Source organism: Pseudarthrobacter sp. J1738 (genome assembly GCF_050490315.1).
In the GTDB taxonomy this organism is placed as follows: Bacteria; Actinomycetota; Actinomycetes; order Actinomycetales; family Micrococcaceae; genus JBNPEO01.
In genome coordinates, this window is sequence record NZ_JBNPEO010000001.1 from 717,515 (window position 1) to 742,652 (window position 25,138).

The 25,138-nt window shown below is 56.0% G+C and carries 19 protein-coding genes; 15 read left to right on the forward strand and 4 right to left on the reverse strand.

The features are described from left to right. Nucleotides 1–8: 8 nt before the first annotated feature. Nucleotides 9–1,475 carry a sensor histidine kinase gene (locus ACQR35_RS03400; protein WP_430266608.1) on the forward strand — a complete coding sequence of 489 codons (1,467 nt, stop codon included), beginning with the start codon at nucleotides 9–11 and terminating at the stop codon, nucleotides 1,473–1,475. A 93-nt stretch (nucleotides 1,476–1,568) separates the two neighbouring features. On the opposite strand, the gene ACQR35_RS03405 is transcribed toward ACQR35_RS03400, so the two are convergent. Further along, nucleotides 1,569–1,817, reverse strand: a complete 249-nt coding sequence (locus ACQR35_RS03405) for a WhiB family transcriptional regulator (protein WP_430266609.1) — start codon at nucleotides 1,815–1,817, stop codon at nucleotides 1,569–1,571. A gap of 286 nt (nucleotides 1,818–2,103) precedes the next feature. Here ACQR35_RS03405 and ACQR35_RS03410 point away from each other — a divergent pair, with 286 nt between their 5' ends. Further along, the gene (locus ACQR35_RS03410) at nucleotides 2,104–2,538 is read left to right on the forward strand and encodes a hypothetical protein (RefSeq protein WP_430266610.1); all 435 of its coding nucleotides are present in this window, start codon (nucleotides 2,104–2,106) and stop codon (nucleotides 2,536–2,538) included. 33 nt (nucleotides 2,539–2,571) lie between these two features. Here the strand turns inward: ACQR35_RS03410 and ACQR35_RS03415 are convergent, their stop codons facing one another. After that, nucleotides 2,572–6,738: an FtsK/SpoIIIE domain-containing protein gene (locus ACQR35_RS03415; RefSeq protein WP_430269195.1), complete on the reverse strand. Its 4,167-nt coding sequence runs from the start codon at nucleotides 6,736–6,738 to the stop codon at nucleotides 2,572–2,574. A 220-nt stretch (nucleotides 6,739–6,958) separates the two neighbouring features. Between ACQR35_RS03415 and glf the strand changes: the two genes are divergently transcribed. The 6 genes from glf (at nucleotide 6,959) to ACQR35_RS03445 (ending at nucleotide 15,121) form a co-directional block, all read left to right on the forward strand. After that, nucleotides 6,959–8,146 carry a UDP-galactopyranose mutase gene (glf, locus tag ACQR35_RS03420; RefSeq protein ID WP_430269196.1) on the forward strand — a complete coding sequence of 396 codons (1,188 nt, stop codon included), beginning with the start codon at nucleotides 6,959–6,961 and terminating at the stop codon, nucleotides 8,144–8,146. After that, on the forward strand, nucleotides 8,143–10,185 hold the full coding sequence (locus ACQR35_RS03425) for a glycosyltransferase (protein ID WP_430269197.1): 2,043 nt from the start codon (nucleotides 8,143–8,145) through the stop codon (nucleotides 10,183–10,185). Before glf ends, ACQR35_RS03425 begins: the two co-directional genes overlap by 4 nt. Continuing rightward, entirely contained in the window at nucleotides 10,182–11,051 is an 870-nt protein-coding gene (locus tag ACQR35_RS03430) for an ABC transporter permease (protein WP_430266614.1), read from the forward strand. The genes ACQR35_RS03425 and ACQR35_RS03430 overlap by 4 nt, the downstream gene beginning before the upstream one ends. After that, nucleotides 11,051–11,800 (forward strand): ABC transporter ATP-binding protein, encoded by a 750-nt coding sequence (locus ACQR35_RS03435; RefSeq protein ID WP_430266615.1) that lies wholly within the window; start codon nucleotides 11,051–11,053, stop codon nucleotides 11,798–11,800. Before ACQR35_RS03430 ends, ACQR35_RS03435 begins: the two co-directional genes overlap by 1 nt. A 55-nt stretch (nucleotides 11,801–11,855) precedes the next feature. Beyond that, complete coding sequence (locus ACQR35_RS03440; protein ID WP_430269198.1) at nucleotides 11,856–14,018, forward strand: acyltransferase family protein; 2,163 nt, start codon at nucleotides 11,856–11,858, stop codon at nucleotides 14,016–14,018. 230 nt (nucleotides 14,019–14,248) lie between these two features. Then, nucleotides 14,249–15,121 (forward strand): ABC transporter substrate-binding protein, encoded by an 873-nt coding sequence (locus ACQR35_RS03445; protein WP_430269199.1) that lies wholly within the window; start codon nucleotides 14,249–14,251, stop codon nucleotides 15,119–15,121. Between the two features lie 83 nt (nucleotides 15,122–15,204). On the opposite strand, the gene ACQR35_RS03450 is transcribed toward ACQR35_RS03445, so the two are convergent. After that, a complete protein-coding gene (locus ACQR35_RS03450; protein ID WP_430269200.1) occupies nucleotides 15,205–17,247 on the reverse strand; it encodes a DUF6541 family protein in 2,043 nt (680 codons plus the stop codon). 262 nt (nucleotides 17,248–17,509) lie between these two features. Here ACQR35_RS03450 and ACQR35_RS03455 point away from each other — a divergent pair, with 262 nt between their 5' ends. The 7 genes from ACQR35_RS03455 (at nucleotide 17,510) to ACQR35_RS03485 (ending at nucleotide 23,964) form a co-directional block, all read left to right on the forward strand. After that, nucleotides 17,510–18,175, forward strand: a complete 666-nt coding sequence (locus ACQR35_RS03455) for a glycosyltransferase family 2 protein (RefSeq protein ID WP_430269201.1) — start codon at nucleotides 17,510–17,512, stop codon at nucleotides 18,173–18,175. A gap of 2 nt (nucleotides 18,176–18,177) precedes the next feature. Then, on the forward strand, nucleotides 18,178–18,531 hold the full coding sequence (locus ACQR35_RS03460; RefSeq protein WP_430266620.1) for a DUF2304 domain-containing protein: 354 nt from the start codon (nucleotides 18,178–18,180) through the stop codon (nucleotides 18,529–18,531). Nucleotides 18,532–18,600: 69 nt separating this feature from the next. Beyond that, nucleotides 18,601–19,497: a glycosyltransferase family 2 protein gene (locus tag ACQR35_RS03465; RefSeq protein WP_430269202.1), complete on the forward strand. Its 897-nt coding sequence runs from the start codon at nucleotides 18,601–18,603 to the stop codon at nucleotides 19,495–19,497. Between the two features lie 82 nt (nucleotides 19,498–19,579). Beyond that, nucleotides 19,580–20,566, forward strand: coding sequence for a UDP-N-acetylglucosamine 4,6-dehydratase (inverting) (gene pseB, locus ACQR35_RS03470; RefSeq protein ID WP_430269203.1), 987 nt, complete (start codon nucleotides 19,580–19,582; stop codon nucleotides 20,564–20,566). Nucleotides 20,567–20,568: 2 nt separating this feature from the next. Further along, nucleotides 20,569–21,696: an aminotransferase class V-fold PLP-dependent enzyme gene (locus ACQR35_RS03475; protein WP_430269204.1), complete on the forward strand. Its 1,128-nt coding sequence runs from the start codon at nucleotides 20,569–20,571 to the stop codon at nucleotides 21,694–21,696. Continuing rightward, on the forward strand, nucleotides 21,693–22,478 hold the full coding sequence (locus ACQR35_RS03480) for a cytidylyltransferase domain-containing protein (RefSeq protein WP_430266624.1): 786 nt from the start codon (nucleotides 21,693–21,695) through the stop codon (nucleotides 22,476–22,478). The genes ACQR35_RS03475 and ACQR35_RS03480 overlap by 4 nt, the downstream gene beginning before the upstream one ends. A 64-nt stretch (nucleotides 22,479–22,542) precedes the next feature. Beyond that, nucleotides 22,543–23,964 (forward strand): GNAT family N-acetyltransferase, encoded by a 1,422-nt coding sequence (locus tag ACQR35_RS03485; protein ID WP_430269205.1) that lies wholly within the window; start codon nucleotides 22,543–22,545, stop codon nucleotides 23,962–23,964. A 77-nt stretch (nucleotides 23,965–24,041) separates the two neighbouring features. On the opposite strand, the gene pseI is transcribed toward ACQR35_RS03485, so the two are convergent. Next, a complete protein-coding gene (gene pseI / locus ACQR35_RS03490) occupies nucleotides 24,042–25,094 on the reverse strand; it encodes a pseudaminic acid synthase (RefSeq protein WP_430266626.1) in 1,053 nt (350 codons plus the stop codon). Nucleotides 25,095–25,138 lie beyond the last annotated feature (44 nt).

A 25,138-nucleotide genomic window follows, 5' to 3' on the forward strand; every position in this document is an offset into this window, starting at 1 on the left:
GAGTTCATGTGGCCATCTTTACCGACCCCATCAGGGAGCATGCTGATTTTGGGCCGGGGGATGCCGAATGGCTCCACCTGCTGGTAGGCGACTGGCAAATGGTCGCGGACCTTGCGTTCGCCGACCTTGCCTTGTGGTTTCCGCATCCCGAGCATGGCTATCTCGCTTTGGCCCACGTGCGGCCTTCAACAACGCACACGGTGTTTCACGCTGACTTTGTCAGTGAAGGCATCCGTTCGGACTTGAGGCCGCTCGTGGACAAAGCGTGGGCTAGTCAGAGCATTGAGCGCTCTCCAGAGACCAACTGGAGCAGTGATATGGCGCTGCGTGTCGAGGCAGTTCCCATGGTCCGTAACGGCCGCACCTTGGCCGTGGTGACTTCCCACATGGATCTGTCCAGCTCACGGATGCCGTCGAGACTGGAACTGACCTACCGCCAGTGTGCCTATGACTTGTTGCGGATGGGAACGCTTGGCTTGTGGCCTGACTTTGCCTCGCCAACGGGCTCTCGCCGCGGTGCTCCGCGTGTGGGGGATGGACTAATCCGCCTTGATGCGGAGGGCATTGTTCAGTACGCGAGCCCTAACGGTGTTTCGGCCTTCCGGCGCTTGGGCGACGGTGAATCATTGGAAGGACGGTCACTGGCCGAGGTGACAGCTGACCTGTTGAAGGACAGACGTCTTGTTGACGAGACGCTGCCCCTAGTGGTCACCGGCCGTATGCCGTGGCGCACAGAGATTGAATCTCGTGGCGTGAGCTTGTCCTTGCGAGCAATTCCTTTGCGGGATGAAAACGAGAGGTTCGGCGCGCTGGTTTTGTGCCGTGACGTCTCTGAGCTGCGGCGCCGCGAGCAAGAACTTGTTACCAAGGACGCAACTATCCGGGAAATCCATCACCGGGTGAAAAACAATCTTCAAACGGTGGCAGCGCTCTTGCGAATGCAATCACGCCGGATGGTCTCCGACGAGGCTAAGCAGGGCCTTGAGCAAGCGATGCGGCGCGTGGCCACGATTGCCTTGGTCCATGAAACGTTGTCCCAGGGCTTGGCTCAAAACGTGGATTTTGACGAGCTGATCAGCCGGCAGTTCAGGCTCTCAGCGGAAGTTGCCTCACCATCGCAGCAGGTGCGCACCGAACGTTCTGGGGACTTCGGAGAACTGCCCAGCGACTTTGCCACACCCTTAGCGCTGGTTATCAACGAATTGGTGACTAACGCCGTCGAACATGGGCTTGATGGACGCGCTGGGACTGTTTGGCTGATGGCAAAACGGTCAGTAGGGGAGACTGGCGCTGAGGAACTGACGGTGACCATAGCCGACGACGGTGTTGGACTTCCCAATGGCAGCTACACCGAAGGTTTGGGATTGCAGATTGTGCGGACCCTTGTTCAAAGCGAACTGGGAGGAACCATCCTCTGGAGTGCTCGCGAAGGTGGCGGGACCAATGTTGAGATCTTCCTGGAGTTAACGCAATAGGAGATTCGGCAAACAAAAAGCCCCATAGCGCTCGAACCGAGCGGTCTATGGGGCCGAATGTTATGTGGCTAGCTGAACCTGTTGCTTGCCTGACTAGGAAGCGCGGCGTGCGCGTGCTGCGCGACGCTTGAGTGCACGGCGCTCGTCTTCGCTAAGACCGCCCCAAACACCGGCGTCCTGACCGGATTCGAGTGCCCACTGCAAACATGTGTCTACCACCGGGCAACGGCGACAAACGCTTTTGGCTTCTTCGATCTGCAACAGAGCGGGGCCGGTATTGCCAACCGGGAAAAACAATTCCGGATCCTTGTCGAGGCACGCGGCCTTATTACGCCAATCCATGCGATCAATTACTCCAATTCTGGATGCATACCTCGGCGACCGAACGGTCTTGTGAAAATATTCACGAGGAGGTACAAGGGAAAGGGGCCATTTCTGGCCCCTGTTTCTACTTGTTCAAGCGTGTCATGTTAACGCGGAGCAAACAAGGGGTGAAGGTCTGCAAATTGCTGGTTTGGCATGAGCGATACGTCACATTGACAGCAACGAAACCCGTAAATTTGACTATGTCCGGTATGGTGCCACTGTGTCAAGACCTCACAGTGAACATCCCGATCAGCCCGACGCAGTGACTTCAGCGAGTGCGTTATCCGCAACAGAAGCCGTGAAGCGGCCCTGGACTATTGGGGTTATTTCCATCATTTTGGTCCTGGAAGCGCTGGCATTGCTCTTGGCGGCAGCTTGGTATGGCTACAACCTTGTTACCGGTGCCCCTGTACTCTCCTTTTGGGGCGCGGTCTTTACGCTAGGACTGATTCTGGCTGCCGCCATTGGTTTGCTAGTCGTGGGACACTTTTTGTTCCGTGGACAGCGTTGGACTCGTTCGGCAGCTCTAGTGATGCAACTTTTTGTTCTGACGATTGGTGTGCCCACACTGACCGGCGGGTTGCCATTGCTGGGACTGGCCATGATTATTCCAGCCGTGGTTGTCATAGTTCTGCTGTTCTTTAAGGACACCGTGAGCTTCGCCTCCCGGAGCGGCGGCTCAACGCCAAGCTTTTAGAGTGTGAGCTTTTTTGGAGTTCGCGTTCTGGTACTAGGCCGCTTCGAGGACAAACTGGGCTGAAATCGCTTCGTTGCGTGAAATCAAAACGCCGCGACCCCGGGGTCCACGCGGTTCGACGTCGAACCTGAGCCCGAAAATGTCAGCGTCGTTTACCGATCGCGGAGCCAGAATGATTCCGCAACCGCTACTTCGGGCGTTCATGGAAACGGGGACTCGTGAGAGCAAAACCGGGCTAAACACTGTAGCCAACACCATGGTGAGCCCTCCGTGGTGCAACTCCATCAATAAGTGTTGTCCCTGGATCTCAAGCTGCTCAACATCATCAATAACCAGGATCGAGTCAGCAGGCAGCGAGCCCTCGATTTGTTGCTCACGGAGGGTTGAAAGCTGGGCGAGAGTACTACTGGAATAACGCAATGGCAGCCAATGACCGGCCTGCGGATTGCACTGTTGGAGGGCCGTCAGAAAGCTCGACTTGCCAGACTCCGGGGAGCCTAGAACCAGCAGAAGCATGCCAAGTCTGAACGGTACGTCGGCGAGCTTGCCCTCATCACCTGCCACTCCGATGACCAGGCCATTCTGGGGGCGATCCTGTGCCTCTTGAGTGCCCATGAGCTTGTCCATGTCCGCTGCAGTCAGCGTTGATGGCAGTGGCATAATACGCAGTGCTGGTGGCGTGGTGCCGTAGCTATTTGAAGCAGCCTCGGCCAGATCTGGGGCTTCGAAGATCTGTGTCACGCGGGCCGTTCCCTCCGTCAGTGCGCCGTTTGCCACCGTCCTGCCAGGAATACGTGAGGTAGCCGGCAATTTGGGCCACATCATTTTGCTGTCTTCAGAGGCACCATAGGGACAATAAAGACGGGAAGCTAGGGCTGGTGAAAATCGGGCAATGCTCAGCTCACGATCACCGGATATCACTACAAATACACCAGCGCGCGGGCCGTCGCGAACAATGTCGCTGACCAGGTCTTCAGCCCACGAATAGGCGCTGCTCCGGAGCGCCGAGAGCCATGCACCCCACGAACTAATCACCAAAACTAACGGTGACTTACCGCTTTGGGCGCCCTCCGGACCCTGCGCTGACGAGGAAACGATGTGGCTGGCCAAACGTTCAAGGATTCGAACCCCTCGACGCAACTCGTACAGCGATGCGTGAGCACCCACCGTTGGAGCCTCGGCCACGGAGGCGAGTTGGCCATCGCCGTCTAGCAGGTACAGTGCAGCACTCATCTCCGATGGTGTTCTGGGGACCGAGGGCTTGGTGGGGGAGAGCTGCTTTTCTGCCGGCCGGGTATTCAACAGCTGTGACGTGACCACGGCAAGGGCGCGGGCAGACTCTTGGGCATCCGGAGCAAAGATCCCCAAGTTTCCGTGCTCAAGAGGGTTCCATCGTAGAGAAGCAACCTGTTGGCGGTCCGGATAATCCGTCAGACCCAATACCGTTGCCGGGCCAGCTGGCGACTCACTATAAATGAAGTCTCCTGGCTTGCTGAATTCTCCCGTATTACTAAATTCTGCTGGGGCTAGTGAATGTGAACGTGGCAAGGGTGGTGCCACCGGTCGCCGGACTGATTCTTGTGACGTCTTGGCCCACAAAGCAGTCGTCATTTCAACGATGGGACGTGCATTCTCCGTTGGTGTATTACTCGGTGTACAGCCGGGATCGTCTCCGTCGCTGCTTTTGCTGAGTGGCATGGCGGACTCCGAAGGGCCCATATGCATCGCCTCCTCGGCAGAGAAAATCTCTATCCCGGGGCGAATAACGTCCTCCGTTGCTGCTATGAGTTCAGCAGTCTGAAAAAGTTCCGGTTCCGCCGTGCCGCGAGCAATGTAGGCCCGGCCCTGTAACTGCACCGGAATGTGCGCGGCGTCTCGTCGATTGAGAATGTCTAGGGACTCCATCTCGGATTGAACGCGTAGAGCAATGCTGGTGGTGACGTTGGCACGAATGTCTGAATTGAGAGCGCCAGAAGGACGCTGAGTTGCCATGATCAGCTGAATACCCAGAGACCGGCCGATCGTGGCAATACGCATCAGTTCTGTTAGCGCGGCCGGGGCTTCGTCCACAAGCATGCGGAATTCGTCGATCACAATAAACAGGTTCGGCAGGGCCTCATCGCTACTGGTGCGCCGAACCCTGTACTGCTCCAGATCCGGGGCCGAGACCGAAGCTAACAGTGCTTCGCGCCGACGAACTTCGGCGCGAAGAGACGCCAAGGTTCGTTCGAGTTCTTCCTGGGCGAGGTCTGTCACCACGCCCACACAGTGGGGCAAGCCAGCCAACGGGTCCAAACCAGAACCGCCCTTGAAATCAAAAAACAAAAAGTTCACTCGAGAAGGCGGGAAACTCAAGGCTGCGGAAGCTACGAGCGTCCGCAAAAGCTCCGATTTACCCGAGCCAGTGGTTCCTGCCACCAAGAAGTGCGGCCCATCGGACTTTAGATCCACCACTAAATTGCCGGTGGCGCTCGCCCCCAGAGTCACAGGAAGTCCCGCTGCAGCCTCTGACGCGCTCCAACGTTTTTCAGTGCTGCCACTGGAAACTGACAATAGCTCCCCTAGTTTCGTCTTCGCCGGCAGACCAGAAACCAGTGTCTCGGCCAGAAGGGGGCCGGCCCCGTGGCTCCGGCAAAATTTATCGAAGAGGCCATTCGAGAGCACATCCGCCACAAAATCTGTGGAGCTTTCCCCCTTGAGAAGCTGGGCGTTGCGCTCGCCGAATTTGATGGTTGTCTCACCACTGTTGGCCGACTCGGCGGCGCTCGAACGAACCGACTTTATAAGCTGAAAGCCTGCCGTCAGTGCGGCGTTCTCGATCTCCGCCCGCAGGGGAGTGTCCATCATTGAGACAAAAAACTTCAGCGGAGCTGTATGACTTTCCGTGGCATTTGCTGCGCCGGTGAACAACGTCAGGGCAGTCAGCGGGTTGGTGCTGAGGGTGACACCGGGCAAGAACTGGGCGCCACGCGAAAAATGACCTGGCGCGGTAAGAATAAATATTGTGGAGCCGGCAGCTGCCGGATAAGTGGCTACCTGAGCTAGCAGCGCCGCGATCAATCCCCGGGCCTGCGTTTCGGAACCACGTATTAGGACGGGGCGTCGAGGGAATACAAGGACTAGAGGAGTGCGGCCCACCTCGGGTGGTTCAAAGTCGTCATACCCGCCACTGACCTTGATGTTTGCAGACTGAACGGTGGTGCCGAGGCGCAGTGAAAGTGGGCCTAGAGGCTCGGGAACGTCCCGCACTGTAGGGGCACCCAAGATCAGCGGAAGCGCTGGCGCCGAGCGTCGTCGTCGTTCTTCATCTTGCGCCACGGCTGCGGCAACTGCCGTACCCAAACGCTGACGACGGCGTCTGCCGGATACAAGCGGGATCAAAACCGATACGGCGGAGACAGCTGTGAAGGCCAAAAACATCCACATGCCGGTGATCACTGCCAAGCCCACACCAATCAACAAAGGCAAACCAGCGGTCAGAGCAATGGTGGTCTTGTTGGTTTGGGCTGCGTCGGCACGCACTGAGACTTCGATCGGAGTTGAAACATCAGCCCCGGCTTCGGCGGGAAGCTCGGCCTCGGTGTTCAGTGCCAGAGAGCACCAACTCGAGCCCAGCTCAATCAGGGAGGACGTGTCAACCGCCGTTTTAGCCACAGCTCGAGAGTCCACAAAGCTGCCGTTGGCGCTACCGGCATCTTGGAGTACTACATTCGTCTCGGCGACCTCGAGCCAAGCGTGGTGTCTGGACAGCGAAGGATCCGGGATGGTGATGTCGGCGTTATTCCGGCCAATGCTGTAGCGACCCCGAGTCAGAGGAAACGTTAAACCTGCGCCGGGCCCGGAGTGAACTACAAAGTGGAGTCGGCCATGAGACCTATGGTGCGAGTTTTGGGGAACGGCGGCAACGCCGTCCACGATGACGCAGCCGTTAACCAGTGGGAAGTCGCCCACCACTAGTTCATCAAGAGGCTTCCCACCCACTCGAGGCTGGTCGATCCCTGAAGGTTGCGTCCCGTGCGATTGTGCCAGTGCAGTTGCCAGATCCGCGCCTGGAGCTCCTGGCTGAATACGCACCGAAACTTCAGCCGCTGGGATTACTGGTTGGGCAGCGGGCTTCGCCATTGGATCAGCGGAGAGAACCTGCGGACGCGCCGGACCGCGCCCCGCAGCTGGACCGCGAACAAGTGTGCAATGCAACACAACCGCACCACCTTCCCCTTCAATGAGCTTTACTGCTAGCCCCAACGCTAGGCGCGGACAGTGGTGAGACAACAGTCAAAAATTGCTCCCTGTGGATAACTTGGGGCGGTCGCTGCCAGTGCGGGGTGCGCCTCAACAGTCTCCAAAGCAATCTCGGGTAACCTTATTCAGCAGGCATAGCTCAACTTTTGCCTGCCCACATGTCTACACAGGAGTGTTTGTGAACGCTGATCTCGTCGTCGTAGGTTCAGGTTTCTTTGGCCTAACCATTGCAGAGCAAGCCGCCACCGAGCTGGGCTTGAAAGTAGTGGTCTTGGACCGTCGCCACCACATTGGCGGAAACGCCTACAGCGAGAAGGAAGCTCAGACCGGAATTGAGATCCACCGCTACGGTGCGCACCTCTTCCACACCTCAAACGAGAAAGTCTGGGAATACGTAAATCGCTTCACCACCTTTACGAACTACGTTCACAAGGTCTACGGCGTGCACAAAGGCGAGGTTTACTCCCTGCCGATCAACTTGGCAACAATCAACCAGTTCTTCCGGGCAAACCTGACGCCCGGCCAAGCGCGGGAATTGATTCAGGAGCAGGCCGGGGAGCTCGCAGGAACTGACCCGCAGAACCTGAATGACAAAGGCATCCAGCTCATCGGGCGCCCCTTGTATGAGGCTTTTATCAAGCACTACACGGGTAAGCAGTGGCAGACAGATCCTAAGAACCTGCCAGCCGGGATCATCTCTCGATTGCCCGTTCGCTACAACTATGACAACCGGTACTTCAATGACAAGTACGAGGGTCTCCCGACGAACGGGTATACGGCGTGGATTGAAAAGATGGCGGAGCACCCGAATATCGAGGTCCGCCTCAACACTGACTTCTTTGATGAGTCCCACGAGTACTCGAAGAATAAAGTTGTTGGCAAGGTTCCTGTTGTGTACACGGGCCCAGTGGACCGCTACTTCGACTTTGCAGAAGGCGATTTGTCATGGCGCACCATCGACTTCGAAGAAGAAGTTCTTGACATCGGTGACTTCCAAGGCACCTCGGTAGTGAACTACAACGACGAAGACGTTGCCTACACGCGCATCATCGAACCGCGTCACTTCCACCCGGAGCGGGAGTACCAGACGGAAAAGACCGTCATTATGCGCGAGTTCTCGCGCTTTGCGGAAAAGGGCGACGAACCGTACTACCCCATTAACACCGCGGAAGATCGCGAGAAGTTGCTCAAATACCGCGACCTCGCAGCTGCCGAATCAGATGTTCTCTTTGGTGGCCGTCTGGGAACGTACAAGTACCTGGACATGCACATGGCCATCGGTTCAGCACTGAGCATGTTCGAGAACAAGATTCGTCCTCACTTCGAGGCGGGAACCAAAATTGAAAGTGGAGGAGTGGACGCATGAGCGCAGGGGACGCGCAGACTGCCTCAAGTTCAGCCCCCACCGCCGAGTGGGTCACACTCCAGCGAGTCGTTTTCCCTGAAGATTCGGAAATGGATACGGCTCCGCTCTACGTAGACATGGGCACAGCAGCAGGTATGCCGGCCCCTACCGAGGAAGAGGCCCGTAAACGTGGTCAGCGTCCCGTCCGCTTAAGCTCATCGGCTCGCGAAGCGCACGCCGAAGACTTTATGGGCCGGACGGCCACACGTGTACGGCCAGGGGAGCGGGTTTCGTTCGGAAGCTACTTCAACGCTTTTGCTGCTAGCTATTGGTGGAAGTGGACAACTCTTAAATCTGTTCGCTTGCAGGTTCAAACCAGCGGCTCCGGCACGCTCATTGTTTACCGATCCAATGCAAAAGGTTCTTTGCTGCAGGTTCGTAATGTGCGTCTTGAAGGCGAGCAAACGTCCGAGATCGAACTTGATCTTTTGCCCTTCGGAGACGGAGGCTGGTACTGGTTTGACCTGGTAGCTAGCCGTGATGAGCTCCAGATGCAAGCAGCGCAGTGGCAGGCTCCCGGGCCCGCACCGGCCCCTTCGAGCGTCACTCTTGAAATCACGACGCTCAATAAGACTGACTACTGCCTCAACAATCTTCGTTTGATGGCTAGCCACCCTGAAAGCTTGGAGTTTGTCTCCGAGATTTTGATTGTGGACCAAGGCAGCGACAAGCTTGCTCAGGCTGAAGGCTTCGAAGACGTCAAAGCAGCGTTGGGCGGGAAACTTCGCATCATTGAGCAGTCCAACCTTGGCGGCTCTGGCGGCTTTGCGCGCGGCATGTTTGAGGCGTGTGAAAACGGCAGTGACTACGTTTTGCTGATGGATGATGACGTGGTGATTGAACCTGAGAGCATCAGCCGCTTGTTGACGTTTGCTAACTATTGCCGCAAGCCAACCATTGTTGGTGCTCACATGTTTGACCTTCATCACCGGACAGCTCTACACACCTTTGGTGAAATTGTTAGTCCTTCCCGAATCCAGCCGGAACAACCGCTGGAAGAGATGGAAATGGGACACGATTTCTTGCGCTCGAACCTGCGCCAGACGCCGTGGATGCACCGCCGCGTGGATGTTGACTACAACGGATGGTGGATGTGCTTGATCCCCACCTCAGTAATCCGGGAAATCGGTCTCTCCATGCCCGTGTTTATTAAATGGGACGACGCCGAATATGGCCTTCGCGCCAAAGCTCACGGCTACCAGACCGTCAGTTTGCCCGGAGCAGCAGTGTGGCACGTCTCGTGGGGTGACAAAGACGACCTAGTGGGCTGGCAGGCTTATTTCCACGCCCGTAACCGATTGATGGTTGCCCTGATGTACAGCCCCTTCGCACGTGGTGGCAAAGCAGTCTTGGGCGCCTTGTTTGCTGACCTCAAGCACACTTTGTCCATGCAATATGCAACGGCTCAGGGGCGGGTATGGGCGGTCAAAGATATCTTGGACGGGCCGCAAGAACTGCACGCTTCCCTCGCTTCGACGCTGCCGCGGATTCGCGAGATGCTCGCTACCCACAGCGACACTGTGTACCTGAGTGACCCAGAAGCTTTCCCCGAGGCGCAAAAAGAACTCAGCATTGGCGGAAGCTCTGCCGTTGCCGGGCGGCCCTCGCTGCGCAACATCATTCCGTGGGGTCTGAAGACGCTGAAGCGACAGTTGCTCGCAGAGGTTTCCAGTGCAGACGCTGAGCGGCCACAAGCGCGGATTTCACACCAAGATAACAAATGGTGGTCAGTGTCCCAGTTTGATTCAGCCGTAGTCAGCAACGCTGACGGCACGGGAGCCTCATGGTACAAACGAAATCCTGAGCTAGCTCGGACCCTCTTGAAGGATTCAGCCAAAAACACTGCCCAATTGGTACGTCGTTGGGATGACCTGGCAGCTGAATACCGGGCCACCATGCCGACTCTGTGTACCCAAGAGGTGTGGGCACACACCTTTGCCCAGCACACCATCTCAGATTCTCGAACGCCAGTTGCAGTAAGCACCGAGGGCGAAGAATGACAGCAATTCAGGACGCGCCTCTGATCCGCCCTGGTATCGGGCACGGATTGCAGGATGTTTTCCGCCAGCGGTACCTCTTGAAACTCCTTGTTCGCAAAGAAATCAAGCTCCGCTACCGTGGCTCTGTTCTGGGCATCCTTTGGTCTTACGTTAAACCGGCAGTGCAGTTCATTGTGTTCTACATTGCCCTTGGGGTGTTTCTTGGCCTCAACCGCAATGTTGGAAATTATGCGGTTTATCTCTTTTCTGGCATTGTTCTGATCAACTTTTTTACCGAAGCGCTCAACAACGCAGCTAAATCCGTTGTCTATAACTCGGGTCTCATCAAGAAGATCTTTATGCCGCGGGAGCTTTTCCCGGTGGCTTCGGTATTTGTCTCCGCAGCTCACTTCTTTCCGCAACTAGTTGTACTAGTGATTGGTTGTGTAGTCACCGGTTGGCGACCCACCCTGCTTGGGCTGCTGGCAGGAGTGGCAGGCTTCTTAGTCCTTGCCATGCTCTCGGTGGGCTTGGGATTATTTTTTAGCTCAGTTAATGTGTATTTCCGCGACTCAGAGAACTTCGTGGAACTGATGCTAATGATCGCCACATGGGCGTCGCCCGTAATGTACCAATGGACCATGGTCCACGAGAAGCTCGGCGATTTTTGGTTCGGTGTTTACCAATCGAACCCGGTGACTGTCGGCGTCGAACTTTTTCATTATGCCTTCTGGTCCACCACCTCCGGTGGTGACACAGCACTTGCTGCCCCGCCACAGCTATTTGAACTTTGGCTGCCGATTGCACTGATCGTTTCTGCCGCCGTTCTGGCCCTCGGTCAATTCACCTTCCGCAAGTTGGAAGTCAAGTTTGCGCAGGAGTTGTAGTGTCCGACGTAGCCCCGATTACCGTTGAAATCCAAGGCATCAGCAAACAGTTCGTTTTGCGGCATACCCGTTCCCTCAAGGAAGCTCTGATCTGGCTCCTCAAGGGACGCAAAGGCGATCTCAGCGTCAAGTTCCATGCCCTGGACAACGTCACGATGAACGTTCGGCAGGGAGAAACGGTGGCCCTCTTGGGCTTCAATGGATCCGGTAAATCGACGTTGCTCAAGCACATCTCAGGTGTAATGACACCGGACTCCGGAACTGTCCGAACGCGTGGACGAGTTGCCGGTCTTATTGAGGTTGGGGCCGGTTTCCATCCGGATCTCACTGGTAGGGACAACATTTATCTCAATGCCGCCATTCTTGGGGTTTCGGAAGCTCAGATCCAAGAACGATTCGACTCCATTGTTGAATTCGCCGAGATTGGTGAGTTCGTGGATACCGAGGTCCGGTTCTACTCATCGGGAATGTACTTGCGTTTGGCGTTTGCCGTTGCAGTTCATTCTGATCCAGAAGTTTTTTTGGTCGACGAGATCCTTGCTGTGGGGGACGAGCCGTTCCAACGCAAGTGCTTGAACAAGATCCAAGAACTCGTAGACGCGGGTCAAACGCTGGTCGTCGTTAGTCATGACCTAGATCTTGTGCAACGAGTGTGTCAGCGTGGAGTTTTGCTTGAGCACGGCAAGGTTCTTATGGACGGACCTGTTGCAGAGGTCGTGCAGTTCCTCAGGTCAAGGGACAGCCACTAGGTCCTCCTTTACGCCGACTAACTGGCAACGATTCACGTACGACGGGATAGGTAGATTGAGCGTTAACCAGGCCATTACACTGCCCACGCGGCGTGATGTTGTTGGGCCAAAGTCGAAGGTTCGCACAGACATTCAGGCTTTGCGTGCTCTAGCTGTTGGAGCAGTGGTGTTGAATCACCTGTGGCCGGATAGGCTGCCCGGTGGCTATGTTGGCGTTGACATCTTCTTTGTCATTTCTGGGTTCCTCATCACTCGGCACCTTGTTGGCGAGCTGACGAAACGAGGGCGGGTTCACTTCGCAGCGTTTTATGCCCGTCGCATGCGGCGACTTTTGCCGGCTGCCCTGTTGGTGGGCGCTTTGGGGCTCGCTGGCACGTGGTTGTTTATGCCGTATTCACGGTGGGCTGATGCTGCGGGGGAGGGCATCGCCGCTGCTTTTTATGGTGAAAACTGGCTGTTAGCTGCTAAATCTGTTGACTACTCGGCAAGCCAGGAAACAGCTACCGTAGTCCAGCACTACTGGTCCTTGTCCGTCGAAGAGCAGTTCTACGTGGTCTGGCCACTGTTGTTGGCTGGTGCGTTCGCGGCAGCGCTATGGCGGCGTAAGAACCCTTTGCGATTCCTCACCATCGCTATGAGCGTCGTGTTCGCCGCGTCATTGATTTTCAGCATTATCTACACTGTGACTAACCCCAACGAGGCCTACTTCGTCACCACCACGAGGGCATGGGAATTTGCTGCTGGCGGTCTGATTGCTTTGGGCACCGTGGCATTTTTGGACACCAAAGCTTCCCAAAGGCGTTCGCCCTCGAAGCTTGTTCAAAACCGGATGCAGCTACTAGCCGGAATCGGACTAATTGCGGTTTTGGTCACCCTGTTTGTCTACAACCAAGAGACGACTTTCCCTGGCGCCATGGCACTGATCCCCGTGGTTGGTACCGGGCTGATCATTTGGACAGGCTCTGTACTGGGCTCCAGTGCGATCCCGTTTTCTGGATTCAGGCCCTTTCAGTTTGTCGGTGACGTTTCGTATTCGTTGTATTTGTGGCACTGGCCCCTCATTGTCTTGGCAGTTCCCTTCCTCGGCCGCGAATTGGGCAACGTGGACAAATGGATCATTGCCGCGATTTCCCTTGCGCTCGCGTTTTTGAGCAAGCGTTACATCGAGGATCCGGGACGAACCAAGCTCTATAAAGGCAGGCGCTCGGCGGTTAGTTTGCTGGCAGGATTTGGAGCCATGCTTTTGGTGACGGCGCTGGCATTAGGCATGGTTCTGTCCGCTGGCAGGGTGGAGAGTGCTGAGGCCCAGAAGCTCGCCAACTTGGCGCAGCAGCCTTGCTACGGTGCTTCCAGTTTGCTGCCCAACGCAAACTGCCCGGACAAATACGGTTCACCGGATGTGTTGAATATTGGCAAGGCCCAGTCCCCGTACTTTGCTGTGAGTGGCTGTCGTTCGGCAACCGATCAAATCGTTGTCCAGGATGTTTCGTTCTTGCAGGATTGTGACTATTCGGGTGGGGATAAGAATGCCAAGACCGTTTGGTACGTTGGCGATTCTCACGCTGAACATTGGAAGGTCGCTTTCTTCGATCTTGCACGAAAGCAAAAGTGGCACGTCCGGTTATCTCTGGCTGGGGGATGTTCGTTGGCAGACGTCAAGCGAATCGCATTTATGGACGCTCCGCGGCTAGATTCAGCCAGTCAAGAACGGTGTTTGCAATGGAGTCAACAGGTTTCTGACAAGATCCTCAAGCAAAAACCAGACTATGTTGTCACCTCGACCTTCTCTGTTAAAGAAACCATCGACGACGGCACCGGTCGCGATCAGCTGGCACAGTATAAAGACACAGTCGAACGCCGGCAGGCGAAATGGGCCCAGAACGGAACTCGAGTGATCGTGATCCGGGATCCACCACTGACCCTCGGTAAGAGCACACCAGGCTGTGTGATTCAGAAGAAGGGTGATTCTCTAGCCTGTGCCACTGATCGTTCCAAAGCTCTCGTAGCTGATCCCACGGCCAAAGCTGCACTTGATCTTGGCTCGGGTAACCTCAAGGTGATGGACTTGTCAGATCAATTCTGTGATGCGAAGCAGTGTCACGCCGTGATCGGCGGAATCTTCGTTTACTTCGACAACAACCACTTGTCGAAGAACTACGTTGAGAGCCTCGAGCCGATCTTTGACGAGCGCCTGTTGGGCCTCATGAATTCGAAGTAGGCCCAGATCAAATGCAGAAAGCTCAAACTAGAAGTGAACGGACAATATTAATGAAGTCGCAGGGTTCGGACAGTACTCTCAGCCGACGACGGTTACTCGCCTTGGGGGGTGTGTTGCCTCTCGCGGGGTTACTCGCATCGTGTTCCACGCCCACGGCCGTCCAGCAACCTCTTGAGCAATCAAACGACGGGTTTCCAAAAACGTTTGAGCACCGCTTCGGCACCACTACCTTGAATTCTGTCCCTCTGAGGCTCGTGGCTCTGGGAGCCGTCGAAGCGGAAACACTTGTGGCGCTGGGGATCGCACCCGTGTCCCGGCCGGGCAGCGATTCGTCACCCTGGTATCGCTCGGCCGTGCGTTCCATCGTTACGAGCGAAGAGTTGCAAAACTATGACGATGCAAAGTCGCTTTCCTCCTCTCTCTTCAGCGACATCAAACCCGATGCGTTCATTTCAGTTGGTCCTCGCCTCGGCAAAGCAGAATACGAGTCGCTCAGCAAGCTAGCCCCTGTTTTGCTTGCTCCGGAAAATGTGAGTCCCCAAAGTTGGGAGGACATTGCCAGCTTCGTCGCTTCCGCCGTTGGAATGACAAAGCCCATGGAATCACTTGTCGCTGACGCTAAGACAGCTATCGCAGAGATCGTGGAGGACTACCCTGACCTTCAGGGAGCGTCAACACTTATGGTCAGCGCGTCGTCTGTTTCTGGCTCTGATTACGTTTTGTCCGGAACCCACTCTTCGCCGATGGCCTTTTTGAAAGGGATCGGTATGAAGGAAGCACCCGCTGTGGCCACGCTCGCCGCCAAGCTCACCGCCGCTAATGCGCGTTTCCCCTATGATTCCTTGTACCTACCGCGGACCCAATCGGGGCGGCTCAGTGCGGACGTCCTGATCGTGTCTGTGCCTGCCGTTGATTACACAAGCTACAAAGCAAACGAAAAGCTAGGTGAGGGTTTCCCAGCGTTCGGAGACGGCACCTTGTATGTGACTAACGCTGCCGAGGCACTATCGCTTCAGCGGCAGTCGATTCTTGGTGCGCAGTGGTGCGCTAGGAACGTGTTGCCTGAATTGGCAAAGTCCGTATATCTCAATCGTCAGAAGTAGCAGACCGTCTGTATTAAAAAGGTGCGTTTTGCGCCCCGGGCGGGGGCGCAAAACGCACCTTTTTTATTGGCTGCACTTAGATGCTAGCCGCAAGCCGTTACTTTAAAGAGCCTTGCTTTGCCAACGGCTTTGATGAGCTTCATGCCAGGAGCCGAGTCACTGGCAAGGTCGCGTGTTCCTTCAAGCGGTTCGCCACGCGGTGCCATTTCAGAGTCTGCGAAATCGAGAGCCCAGTAGGCGCGCTTTTCTTTGATGACTGGGCAAACATCCGGGTTATATGCTGCTTCCGCCCAGTGATCCATCAACAGTCTCTCGCTGTCGCTTCGTGCTCCCACGATGTGCGGCGCTATGACCTTCCGCCCAGAGAACGCGTACGCCATAGACGCGCCCGTGCGTGGGTTGCCCACAATAACGTCGCCCTCGGGTACTAGCGTACCCAACTGATTCATGAGGGTGAGCTCGTCCGTCGTCACCAAAGAGGAATCCGCACGAGTCTCAAAAGTCGTGTGAAGCTTCTCCTGAACCTTCGCGAGCGTTCCACCCTGAGCGGCTACGCCAAGTACAGCGAAGGCCACTATGGCCCCAACGCCGAGCGCCGGGCTACCTGTTCGGATTTTCGATAAGCGGGCTAAGGGGCTTTCCTTCGATTTTGCGCGATCGGCAATCCAAGTCATGCCGTTGTCCCAGACAGGACTCAACTTGCGAATAGTCCATTCAATGCCCAAAGCCACAATGGGGAGGGTAATCAGAGGCAACATGGCAGCGAAACGGTTGGAGTCTGAATACCACACCCCAGTCATAAAGAAACGGAACGAGCCGAAGGGCCATGCGGAGACCACCAAGTACAAAACAGCCCCAATGGTAAACATCAATAAGGTCCACCAGTGACGTCTGAAATTACGAGCCACCGCGTAGAGCCCCACTACGGTGAAAAATGAAATTATCCAGGCGACGGTGGTGCCCATCGGTGCGCTGGTAAGAACCTCGCCGAGTGCTTGGGCGTTGTTTTGGAAGGGCGGCCACGTCGCGGCACTCGCTGGTGGCCGGGCCTTGATCCAGATGATCAAAGTAACTAGGTAGTACAGAATGGCCGCGGCTAGCCAAAAGACGAATGCCCTACGAGTAATTTGGCCGCGCTTGAAATGGACTACAGCGCGTAGCAGCACGGCCAACACTGCGGGGGACGCGAAGGCCAGAAGAGCCACTAGGGCGCTAGGGTGGGTCAATGCCAGCCCTGGGACAATGGCAACCAACAAAATCAATGCATGAGCGTTGATGCGCAATTGGCCTGACCGTACACCAAGAGCCTCGATTGCCAGCCCCAAAGCGACGGGAAGCATTGTCAGGGCGGCATGGTTGGGATACAGGATGCCGAACGCCACCATCAGGTATGGGAAGCTACTAAACCCTGCCGATAGAACACCCGCACCCAGAAGGGTAGCGGGGCGCGAACCAACAATCCGGCTTACTAAGAAAATTGCGCCCATCGGCCAGACTAAAGCAGCGTATAGGATCGTTCCCCAATTCACTGCGATGGTGATTGACTGCGCACCGGACATCAATACCAAAGCAAGCATCGCATGCATACCCGCTGGATATAGGCCCTGAGAAGCATCAGTCAGATTGCCCAAAGTAAGAGTGTTGGCGGATTGCGTATCGGCGATGTAACGGACAGCATTCAGGTGGTAGACATTGTCATAAGTTTCGGAGAATGCCTCCGGAGATCCGAAGCCTGACATGTACCGGGCAGCAATAATGATCGCCGGTATGGCCACGGCAAGAGGGATCATCAGCTGGTTGATCCTGTGCCCGGTGAAGTAGTCACGGGCCGGCGGGGCCAGCTTCAGCGCTGAATAATGCAAGGTGTACTTGTCGACTAGGCGCCTAATCACAAGTACCAAAACTAGTAAAAGAACTGTCAGGGCAACGATGGTCACCGGGTTAAACGGTATATGCGTGTAGCCAAAGACTATGCCCGCACAGGCGGCCACTGTGGCAGTGACTGGAACGGCTAGTACAGCCAAGCTCGGTCCTCTGACGCCTGCCGCCCACAACAGGGCGAGGCCCGGCGCGAAAAAGACGACGACGGCAAGGCCGAGCGTGGGTAGGGTTTCCCACCAGGACATTGATCAACTCCTAAACGTCAAGGAAAGACTACTAGGCTTGGCTGGATACGTGGCGCCGAGCCAAAGCAACTCGCCGTCTGACGCAGCCGCACGTTGCGTAATCTGCTCCTCGGCGGCGTGTTCAAACGCTGCATTGGGTCTTGATTCTCTGGTTCACAATCTTGTTCTTCTCCGATCGCCGTAGAGCCATGTGCCTCGGCTAACTGCAAGACGCGTCGTGCTAACCCGCTGATTACGGGAGCTGTATGGAATACTCATAAGAGTGAATCGAGCATGGATTGTGATCCCGATGTATAACGAGGCGACTGTCGTCGGCGACGTCATTAGTCGCGTCAAGACGGTGTTCCCCAATGTTGTGTGCATCGACGACGGCAGCACGGATGGATCGCCGGAGGTCGCTGAAAGCGCCGGCGCCGTCGTCGTCCAGCACCCAATTAACCTCGGTCAGGGAGCGGCATTGCAGACCGGAATTTCGTATGCGCTCGAAGATCCAAACATGACCTCGATCGTGACTTTCGACGCCGATGGGCAACACCGCATCGAGGATGCACAGGCCATGGTGGAACGAATCGATTCGGGGGAGGCGGACATCGTCCTCGGCTCCCGCTTTTTGGATTCGCGTACCAAAATCGGCCCTATGAAGCGCGCTGTGCTCAAAACCGCTGCCCTGCAGAGCCGCCTAGCTACGGGAATGAATCTCACGGACGCTCACAACGGTCTCCGGGTTTTCAACCGGGATGTTGCCAGCCGTATTCACCTGACGCAAAACCGGATGGCCCATGCCTCTGAGCTCGTCAACCAGATCGCTGAAATGAAGCCTCGCTGGGTTGAGCATCCGGTCGAGATTATCTACACAGACTATTCCAAGGCGAAGGGTCAGTCCCTACTAAACTCCGTCAATATTCTGGCCGAACTGTTCTTGAGGTAACCATGCAATTCATTGTTCAGCTCGTCCTGGTTCTTGGCGTTATCTTATTTTCCTTTGTCCTGATGCGTGGTTCGGCCAACGCTCGGCACACTGCCATTCGCCGCATGATGACTATTCTGTTCGCCGTCACAGCAGTTATGTCCATTCTCTTTCCGCGACTTATTCAGAGTGTCGCGAGCTTCGTGGGAATCGGACGCGGAACTGACTTAGTCCTCTACGCGTTTATTGTGTCGTTCCTCATCTTTATGGCATCGACCTACCAGCGGTTCCGTGGCCAGGAAGTGGCACTGACCAAACTGTCTCGGAGGATTGCACTCAAAGAGGCGCGCAAGCCGTGGCTCGAGGACGAATCGTAGGATATTGACCAAACTCGTGACGCTGACACCAGCTCAACACTGCTCTCCACCGATGGAAATGAGGACCGCATGACCATTGACGTTATGTTCCCGTACTACGGCGACGTCGCCATGATGAAGGCCGCTGTCGGCTCTGTGTTAGCGCAGACGGATACTGACTTTAAACTCACGATCGTCGATGACGGTTTTCCCGATGACTCGCTCCCGGCATACTTTGAGGAACTTGTAGCGAGCGATGACCGAATCGTCTACTTCAAAAATGAGACGAACCTCGGCGCTAATGGTAATTACCGCAAATGTGTGGGACTCATCGAGCACGAGATCGTTGTGATTATGGGTGCCGATGACCTCATGAAGCCGAACTATCTGGCTACAGTCCGTGCGGCGTTCGAAAACCCCGAGGTGGACATAGTGCAGCCGGGCATCGAGGTCATCGATGAGAACGGCCAGGTGTACCTGCCGCTGATGGACCGTATCAAGGCCGCCATGCGCCGTTCGCTGGTGGGGAAGGCCTCCTCCGCTATCGTTGAGGGCGAGGCTCTGGCCGCCAATCTCATCGACGGAAACTGGTTGTATTTCCCATCTGTCGCTTGGCGCGCGTCTGCCATCAAAACGCACAATTTCCGGCAGGGCTATGACGTGGTTCAAGACTTGGCTCTTGCCCTTGACGTGATTATGGACGGCGGCAAGATGTTTGTGACGGGAACGGTCTGCTTCCAGTACCGCCGTCACCGTGAATCGGACAGCTCGGTCCGCGCCCTCGATGGTCGGCGGTTTGTCGAAGAGCGTCGTTTCTTCGATGAGAAGGTTCGCGAGTTCACGGCGCTAAATTGGACTAGAGCAGCGCGTGCTGCTCGATTCCACGTGACATCGAGATTGAATGCTGCGTCGCTCCTTCCAAAGGTGGTCAGCAAGCGTATGTGGCCCGGACTTCGGACGTTGAGCGCGCACGTCGTTAAGCCGTAATACGACTCTCGCTTCGGTGAGAGAAAACCCAGTTTTTCTGACAATGTATGTGTAACGAGACACGAAGGCAAAGGTGAGACGCATGTCCATGTTGGACGGTGCATCGGTACTGATCACGGGCGGCACAGGTTCGCTTGGTAAAGCACTGATCAAGGAAATTCTTGCGAACCATAATGTTCGTCGATTGGTCATTTTCAGCCGTGACGAACTAAAGCAGTTCGAGGCGCGCAACATGTTCAACGATGACCCGCGCTTGCGCTGGTTCATTGGCGATATTCGTGACCGACACCGACTCAACAGGGCTTTCCACGGTGTGGACTACGTTATCCACGCAGCAGCCCTCAAGCAGGTGGACACTGCTGAGTACAACCCGTTTGAATTTGTCGAGACTAACGTTCGAGGATCACAGAACGTTATTGACGCAGCGATTGATCAGGGTGTCAAAAAGGTTGTGGCACTGTCCACGGACAAGGCCTCAAGCCCGGTCAACCTCTACGGTGCCACAAAGCTCTGCGCAGACCGCCTCTTTATCTCGGGCAACCACTATGCTGCCGCCTACGACACCCGCTTCTGCGTGGTTCGCTACGGCAATGTTATGGGTTCTCGTGGTTCTATCGTTCCCAAATGGAAGGCCATGGCAGAACGCGGCGAGTCTCTCGGCGTCACAGACTTCCGCATGACCCGCTTCTGGATCACCATCGAGCAAGCCGTTAAGTTTGTATTGGACTCCTTCGAGATCATGCAGGGTGGCGAGCTCTACGTACCTAAGATCCCGTCCATCCGAATTACCGATCTCGCCAAGGCCGTGGACGAGAACGCCAAGGTCCACGAGATTGGCATCCGTCCCGGCGAGAAGCTTCACGAAGAAATGATTGCTGCGGACGATTCACGCCGCACAATCTCGGTTGGCGACCGATACATCGTTGAGCCACACCTCGAAGGCTGGGGATACAAGCGCCCCGAAGGTGCTGAGACGGTCAAGGACGGCTGGAGCTACCAATCGGACGGCAACGACCGTTTCCTCTCCGTGGACGAGCTCCGCGACATGTTCAAGGCGGAGGGTCTGTAAGGATGCTTCCGTACGGACGCCAAGATATTGAACAAGCTGACGTTGACGCTGTCGTCGCCGCGCTCCAGAGCGACTGGCTGACGACGGGACCTGAAGTTGAACGCTTTGAGGCGGCCATTTCTAAGGTGGCAGGCGGGGCTAGTGCCACGGTTGTGACAAGTGGTACTGCCGCCCTTCACACCGCGTACGCGGCAGCTAACTTGGCGCCCGGCGACGAGGTCGTCTCAACTCCGATGACCTTCGTCGCAACCCAGTCCACGGCTTGTGCTTTCGGGGCGAAGATTGTTTTCGCTGACATCGACCCGTTCACGGGAAATCTCGATCCTGAGGCTGCCGCGGCAGCTGTGACCGATAAAACAAAGGTCATTGCCACCGTCGACTACGCGGGCCACCCTGTCAAGGGTCCCGAGTTCCAGAAGCTGGCCGCAGAGTCTGGCGCGCTCTTCCTGGAGGACGCTGCCCACTCGATCGGTTCCACGCTCAATGGCGTGCCCGTCGGCCAGCTCGCGGATCTCACGACCTTCTCCTTCTTCCCGACGAAGAACCTCACCACCGCTGAAGGTGGTGCAGTCATCACCACGAGTGCTGAACTCGACAAGCGAGCCCGCAACTTTAAGGGACTCGGCATGATCCGCGATCCAAAGGAAATGCGCGCTCAGGACGAAGGAAGCTGGTTCTATGAGGTCCAGGAGTTCGGCCTGAACTACCGTCTCCCGGATGTCCTCTGTGCGCTCGGCACAAGCCAGATTGCTCGCCTTGGCCAGTACAAGACTCGCCGCCAGGAGATCCACGACCGCTATAACGCCGCCTTCGCTGGCAACGAGAGCCTCACGTTGCCGGGCGTTGAGCAGGGCGCTGAGCCCATGTGGCACCTCTACCCGCTGCGAGTGCCTGCGGAGCGCCGTCGGGCGATCTTCGACGAGCTGCGCACCCGGGGTATCGGCGTTCAAGTTAACTACATCCCGAGCTACTGGCACCCCGTATTCCAAGACATGGGATACAAAAAGGGCATGTGCCCTAACGCCGAGCAGTTCTACGCTCAGGAAATTAGCCTCCCGCTCTTCGCCACCCTGACCAACGACCAGGTGGATATGGTCATTGAGAACGTTCTGGAGATTGTCGGAGAATGAGCGGCACAGACCTGAATACGCAGCAAATCAAGCGCATCAACCTTGCTGAAGCACCCCGCGTCGTCGCGGTCATCCAGGCGAGGGTTGGCTCCACGCGCTTGCGCGCCAAGGTCCTGAGGGACCTTGGCGGCATGCCAGTTCTTGAATGGGTATTGCGAGCCGCAAGGGCGGCCCAAGGTATCAACGAGGTGGTTATTGCCACCTCGGATCTACCGGATGATGACGTGATTGAAGACTTCGGTCGCAAGCACGGAGTCCGGGTTATTCGCGGGTCACAGGATGACGTGCTCTCGCGTTTTTTGTTGGCCGCCAAGACGACAAACGCAGATGCTGTTGTTCGGCTTACCGCCGATTGTCCTCTTTTGGATCCTGCGGTTATCTCACAAGTGGTGTACCTGTGGCGGCAAGATCAGATGGTCGATTATGTCTCCACGACCCAGCACCGTTCGCTTCCCCGTGGCCTCGACGTCGAATTAGTCCGCTCATCGGCGCTGCTCAAGGCAGATGAGCGCACGGAGCCGCACCATAGAGCACACGTGACAAGCGCCATTTACGAAGAAGGAGCAGGCTTCGTAACTGGTTCGCTTTCTTTCCAGCCCAGCTACAACCACTTCCGGGTGACACTGGACACTGACGAGGACGCTCAGCTTCTGGACGCACTCGTGGCTAAAATCGGCACTGACATCCCGTCCTGGCGAGGCATCCTCCACGTTCTAGACGAGAACCCAGATATTGTTGCGCTCAATGCGCATATTGAACAGAAAGCGCTGGAAGAGGGCTGATTTGCGCATTTTGCTCCGATGCGATTCCACCAAGTCGCAGGGCCTAGGCCATGTGATCAGGACTATGGCAATCGCCGAGGCTGCATTGGCCGCGGGCCATAGCGTTGAATTCTCTGGCGATGTTGCGAGCCCTGTGGGTCAGGAGCTCATTTCAGCACTTTGTTCTCGAGTGCATCCGGGTCCAAAGTCAGCGGAGGAACTTGCCGCTCTGGCCGTTTCCGTTGGTGCTGATTTGGTGCACATTGATACCTACGTGGAACAAGGCACTATTTTTGAATGCCTTAACCGCTCATCGGTTCGTCTCTCCTCGATGGAGGACGGCACTTACGGGCGGCGGCGAGCAGATATCATCATTGACCCGTCGCCGGGTGCGGAGGTCTTGCACCGCCCGGATGACGGCTCCTACAGGCTTTTTCGGGGCACAAAGTCGATTCCGATTAGACGTTCCATCAGGCAGCTGCGATCCGTCGGAAAACATAGCCCGGCTATCAAGCGCGTCATGATCATTATGGGTGGAACTGACGCTCGGGACATGACAGCTACCTTGGTAAGACTTTGGGCCAAAGCTGCAGTTCCTTCCCACTGCGTTGCTGTCGATCCGAACGGACGTTCTACGCTTGGTATTGAACTTCTTGAGGGGCAAACCCTCGAACTCGTTAGACCTTCCTTAGACGTCCCTGAACTTTTCCCCACGATGGATGTAGTTATCAGTGGTGCTGGAACAACCACATGGGAACTTGCAACCCTTGGCGTCCCTACCGGCCTTGTACAGCTTGTAGGCAACCAGAACGACAATTATCAATTTGCCATTCAGCGGGGAATAGCCGTTGGGCTGGGGGACATCAGTACGGGGGAGCTCGACGAGGCCGCTGCGATACAAAAAATTCAACAATTGCTACTGAGCGATTCACTCCGCCGGAAACTCTCGACTCAGTCAACCGAACTTCTTGATGGCGCTGGGGCGGACAGAATTGTGGCGGAATGGGAACAGCTAATGGATGAGCCATCGGAGGTATCGATTAGACCGGCGACGGTCGAAGATGCAGGGATTCTGTTCGATTGGCGAAACGAAGCCTCCGTAAGAGCGGTTTCGCGCCAAAGGGGCGAGCTGCACTGGGGTGACCATGTTGCCTGGGTAACCCGTGCAGTTGCAAACCCCGAGGTCTGTTTGTTGATCGCACAGTTTGAGGGCGCTCGAATTGGTACTGTCAGGTTTCATGTTGTGGAACCCAATGTTTGGGAAGCCTCTATTACGCTCGCACCAGAGATGCGAGGACGCGGAATGGCCTCTGCAGTTCTCGCTGCGGCTGAAGTACACTTCGTCGTCGATCATCCAGAAGCGATCCTTCAAGCGGCAATGCTGGAATCGAACGTGCAATCGTTCAAACTATTTCAGGGTGCCGGTTATGCTGGGGAACTCGAGCGAATTGATGGCGAGTTGTGGTATCGATTGACCAAAACTGCGGCATCTATAACCCCAAATTAAGCTAGACAGGGTTCAAAAGATCGGCCGGTGAAACACAATTTTTGCTTGTGTTTCACCGGCCGATCTTTTTTATGTGACTAGATAACATCCCAGGTCAGCGCAGTTCCGGGTTCGGCATCAACGCGGAAGGGGCGCCCAAGTACAGTCTCGTATAAGGCGGGTTCCAAGCCGCCGGAGGGACGGATCGAACGTACATTCTCCGCGGTGGCAATCTCGCCAGCCTTTACCGGCTTGACGATGTACAAGGAACGGCGAAGTTTGAGGCTCGCGGATTCGCCAGTGGTTTGTTGGATCACGGGGGAGCCGAGTGCTTCTTGCGCGGTGCGGCTCTCCTCAACAAGGGAGCGCAATTCGTGGGGTTCTAAGGAGAAATCAGAATCAACGCCACCGTCAGCTCGGCTCAGCGTGACGTGCTTTTCGATGACAGTTGCGCCAAGTGCAACTGCAGCAATGGCGGCACCGATGCCCATAGTGTGGTCGGAAAGACCAACCTGAACGCCGAAGGCATCGCGCAGTACTGGAATAGTCCGAAGGTTGGACTCTGAAGCCGACGCGGGGTAAGAAGAGGTGCACGCAAGAACCACGATTTGATCATTGCCTTCAGCCCGAATGGTTTTGACAGCCGTATCGATATCAGAAAGGCTTGCTGCGCCGTTGGAGAGGATGATTGGTTTGCCAGTCCGTGCAACCAAGCGGAGCAGAGGCAGATCCCCGATCTCCAGAGAAGCGATCTTGTACAGCGGAACGTCCAAGGATTCCAGGAGGTCTACGGCAGTGGAATCGAAAGGACTGGAGAAAGCAATAAGACCGCGTTCACGCGCACGTTCGAAAATCGGAGCATGCCAGTCCCACGGTGTGTGCGCTTCCGTGTACAGCTTGTAAAGATTCTTGCCACCCCAGAGTGCATGGTCTTCGCCGATTTGGAACTGAGGCTTATTGGAGTCGATCGTAATGGTGTCTGCGGTATAAGTTTGCAGCTTAACGGCTTGTGCGCCAGAGTCCGCCACCATGTCCACAATGTCCAAGGCCCGCTGAAGGCTCCCATTGTGGTTACCAGACATTTCAGCAATGATAAATGGCTTTTCGGTGCTACCGATTTTGTGACCGGCTACTTCGTAGGATGAATGCATTTCGTACCTATCTCGATGGCGTACTTAAATCCGCAGTGGTGGTT

Bases quoted from the DNA above. Each gene is read 5' to 3' on its own strand.
- ACQR35_RS03405 (WP_430266609.1), bottom strand. From the start codon at position 1,817: ATGGATTGGCGTAATAAGGCCGCGTGCCTCGACAAGGATCCGGAATTG.
- ACQR35_RS03425 (WP_430269197.1), top strand. From the start codon at position 8,143: ATGAGCGCAGGGGACGCGCAGACTGCCTCAAGTTCAGCCCCCACCGCC.
- ACQR35_RS03430 (WP_430266614.1), top strand. From the start codon at position 10,182: ATGACAGCAATTCAGGACGCGCCTCTGATCCGCCCTGGTATCGGGCAC.
- ACQR35_RS03450 (WP_430269200.1), bottom strand. From the start codon at position 17,247: ATGTCCTGGTGGGAAACCCTACCCACGCTCGGCCTTGCCGTCGTCGTC.
- ACQR35_RS03460 (WP_430266620.1), top strand. From the start codon at position 18,178: ATGCAATTCATTGTTCAGCTCGTCCTGGTTCTTGGCGTTATCTTATTT.
- ACQR35_RS03465 (WP_430269202.1), top strand. From the start codon at position 18,601: ATGACCATTGACGTTATGTTCCCGTACTACGGCGACGTCGCCATGATG.
- pseB (WP_430269203.1), top strand. From the start codon at position 19,580: ATGTCCATGTTGGACGGTGCATCGGTACTGATCACGGGCGGCACAGGT.
- ACQR35_RS03475 (WP_430269204.1), top strand. From the start codon at position 20,569: ATGCTTCCGTACGGACGCCAAGATATTGAACAAGCTGACGTTGACGCT.
- ACQR35_RS03480 (WP_430266624.1), top strand. From the start codon at position 21,693: ATGAGCGGCACAGACCTGAATACGCAGCAAATCAAGCGCATCAACCTT.
- ACQR35_RS03485 (WP_430269205.1), top strand. From the start codon at position 22,543: ATGGCAATCGCCGAGGCTGCATTGGCCGCGGGCCATAGCGTTGAATTC.
- pseI (WP_430266626.1), bottom strand. From the start codon at position 25,094: ATGCATTCATCCTACGAAGTAGCCGGTCACAAAATCGGTAGCACCGAA.